The 3,124-nt window shown below is 69.6% G+C and carries 4 protein-coding genes; all 4 read left to right on the top strand.

Features of this window, described 5'->3' with window-relative positions; translation table 11 throughout:
* On the top strand, positions 1-803 hold an 803-nt coding region (locus G6021_RS09905), incomplete at its 5' end, for a CoA-transferase (RefSeq protein WP_241736506.1).
* Positions 803-1,573, top strand: coding sequence for a CoA-transferase (locus tag G6021_RS09910; protein ID WP_182641189.1), 771 nt, complete (start codon positions 803-805; stop codon positions 1,571-1,573). The genes G6021_RS09905 and G6021_RS09910, both read left to right, overlap by 1 nt.
* Positions 1,570-2,655, top strand: a complete 1,086-nt coding sequence (locus G6021_RS09915) for a nitronate monooxygenase (protein WP_182641190.1) — start codon at positions 1,570-1,572, stop codon at positions 2,653-2,655. Before G6021_RS09910 ends, G6021_RS09915 begins: the two co-directional genes overlap by 4 nt.
* A gap of 178 nt (positions 2,656-2,833) precedes the next feature.
* Positions 2,834-3,124 (top strand): hypothetical protein (locus G6021_RS09920; RefSeq protein WP_182641191.1); only part of this gene is annotated, 291 nt, incomplete at its 3' end.

Below are 3,124 nucleotides of genomic sequence, written 5' to 3' on the forward strand. Positions count from 1 at the left end.
TCCTGCGCCGCGAGGACCTGACCGACCTCACCGTCGTCACCTTCGGCGGCCCGGACCTGGGGCTGCTGTGCTCGGCCGGGAAGGTCTCCAAGGCCTACTACGGCTTCGTCTCACTGGACTCCGCGCCGTTCTACGACCCCTGGTTCGCCCGCCGACGCACCGAGGGGGCGATCGTCTCCCGCGAGATGGACGAGGGCATGGTCCGCGCCGGCCTCACCGCCGCGGCTCACCGCCTGCCGTTCCTGCCCACGCGCGCCGGTCTCGGCTCGGACGTCTTCCGGTTCTGGGGCGACGAGCTCAAGACCGTCGACTCCCCCTACCTCGTCGACGGCCAGACGGAGACCCTGGTGGCGATGCCGGCCCTGCGTCTGGACGCCGCCCTGATCCACCTGGACAAGGCCGACAGGCACGGCAACGCCGCGTTCACGGGCGTCGACGGCTACTTCGATGACCTCTACGCGATGTCCGCGGACACGGTCCTCCTCGAGGTCGACGAGGTCGTGGAGTCGGCGGATGCGCTGATGAACGAGGTGGGCCCGCAGCGCATGCTCCTGAGCCGGATGTTCGTCGACACCGTCTCCGAGGCGCCGAACGGCGCCCACTTCACGTTCGCCGGCGGCTACGGCCGTGACGAGGCGTTCCAGCGACACTACGCCTCCGCGGCCAAGGACCAGGACTCCTGGGACGCGTTCGTCTCCGAGTTCCTGTCCGGGTCCGAGGAGGACTACCAGAAGGCGGTCGCCGCGTTCGCGGAGAAGGCCGCCGCCGAGAAGGCCGCCGCCGCAGACAAGGGAGCCAAGTGATGACCGACACGACCACCCAGTCCGTCACCCGGGCCGAGTACTGCGCCGTGGCATGCGCGGAGATCTTCGCCGGTGCCGGTGAGATCTTCGCCTCCCCCATGACGCCGATGGCCACCATCGGCGCCCGCCTCGCGCGTCTCACCACCGAGCCGGACCTGCTCATCACCGACGGCGAGTACCGCTTCCTGGCCCAGACCCCGCCGTTGGGCAAGGTCATCGACTTCGAGGGGTACATCCCGTTCCCCCGCGTGTTCGACGTCCTCCAGGCCGGCACCCGCCACGTGGTCATGGGCGCCAACCAGATCGACCGGTTCGGCAACCAGAACCTCTCGGCCTTCGGCGACGACGTCCAGAAGCCCGCGCGGCAGATGTTCGGCCTGCGCGGTGCCCCGGGCAACTCGATCAACCACGCCACCAGCTACTGGGTGGGCAAGCACTCCACCCGCGTCTTCACCGAGAAGGTCGACATCGTCTGCGGCGTGGGCTACGACCGGTACGACGAGGGTGATCCGGCGTTCCGCTACCACCACCTCCACCGGGTGGTGTCCAACCTGGGGGTGTTCGACTTCGGCGGATCCGATCGTGGGATGCGGGCGGTGAGCCTGCATCCGGGGGTGACCGCCGAGGAGGTCGCGGACAACACCGGGTTCGCTATCGAAGGGCTGGCCGAGGCGGGGGTCACCCGCGACCCGTCCGCCGAGGAGCTCCACCTCATCCGCGAGGTCCTCGACCCACGCGGATTCCGCGACCGCGAGGTGCCGGCCACGTGAACGCCCCCACCATCACCACGGCCTTCACCGAGCTCGTCGGCGTCGAGTACCCGATCGTCCAGACGGGGATGGGGTGGGTGTCCGGTCCGGAGCTCACCGCGGCCACCGCCAACGCCGGGGGGCTGGGGATCATCGCCTCCGCCACCATGACGTACGCGGAGCTCGAGAACGCCATCGTCCGCACCAAGGAGCTGACCACCAGGCCCTTCGGAGTCAACCTCCGCGCGGACGCCGAGGACGCCGCCGAGCGGTGCGAGCTGATGATCCGTCACGGGGTCAGGGTCGCCTCGTTCGCGCTCGCTCCCAAGCCGGAACTGATCGCCAGGTTGAAGGAGAACGGCCTCGTCGTCGTCCCCTCCATCGGTGCGGCCAAGCACGCCGTCAAGGTGGCCTCGTGGGGCGCCGACGCGGTGATCGTCCAGGGCGGCGAGGGCGGTGGACACACCGGCCCGGTGGCCACGACGCTGTTGCTGCCGAGTGTCATCGACGCGCTGGGCGGGGCCGGGAACACCTCCATCCCGGTGATCGCGGGGGGAGGGTTCTTCGACGGCCGCGGCCTGGTGGCCGCGCTGGCCTACGGCGCCGCCGGCGTCGCGATGGGCACGCGGTTCCTGCTCACCAGCGATTCCCGCGTCCCGGACGCGGTCAAGCAGCGGTACCTGGAGAAGGGGCTGCAGGACACCGTCGTCTCCACCCGTGTCGACGGCATGCCGCACCGCGTCCTGCGTACCGGCCTGGTCAACGCCCTGGAGTCGGGCAGCCCCGTCAAGGGGATGTTGGCGGCCGTCCAGAACGCCAACAAGTTCAAGTCCATGACGGGCATGAGGTGGCAGGCACTCGCCAGGGACGGCCTCAACATGAAGAAGGCGTCCGACCGCACGTGGCAGCAGATCGTCATGGCCGCCAACACCCCGATGCTGCTCAAGGCCGGCCTCGTCGAGGGGAACACCGAGGCCGGCGTTCTGGCCTCGGGTCAGGTCGTGGGCATGATCGAGGACCTGCCCAGCTGCGACGAGCTGATCCAGCGGATCATGGCCCAGGCGCATCAGCGACTGGAGACCCTGCGGGACCTGGGGTCGTAGACGCACTCGCAATCCCACCCGACCCACGGGCAACTTCTCTCACGCACCCGCCGACCGCACACGTCGGCGGGTGCGGTCGTGTTCGCCGAATCAGCACTTCCTCAGGACTTTCTTGGCCTACTCTGAGAGTCGTTGTCCGCCACCCGCGGACCCCACCCCGCACCCTCAGGAGAACACTATGACCTCCCCCCATACCGCAGTCCGCACCGCCGCCGTCCTCGGCGCCACCGCCGCCCTGACGATCGCCGGCGCCGGCGCCGCGTCCGCCGCCACCGCCGCCGCGCCCGTGGTCAACGGCAACACCGTCTCCGTCACCTTCGAGAAGGACTTCCTGGTCGATGCGGACACGTGTGTCGCCGCGGTCGTCCCCACGTCGAGTGCTCCGGCCCTCCTCACGCAGCTCGAGGCGCTCTCGAACCTGGACCTCAACGCGATCTCCAACCTGGTCAACGGCTTCTCCGACGTGACA

Source organism: Dietzia sp. CW19, from assembly GCF_014145265.1.
Taxonomy (GTDB): domain Bacteria; phylum Actinomycetota; class Actinomycetes; order Mycobacteriales; family Mycobacteriaceae; genus Dietzia; species Dietzia natronolimnaea.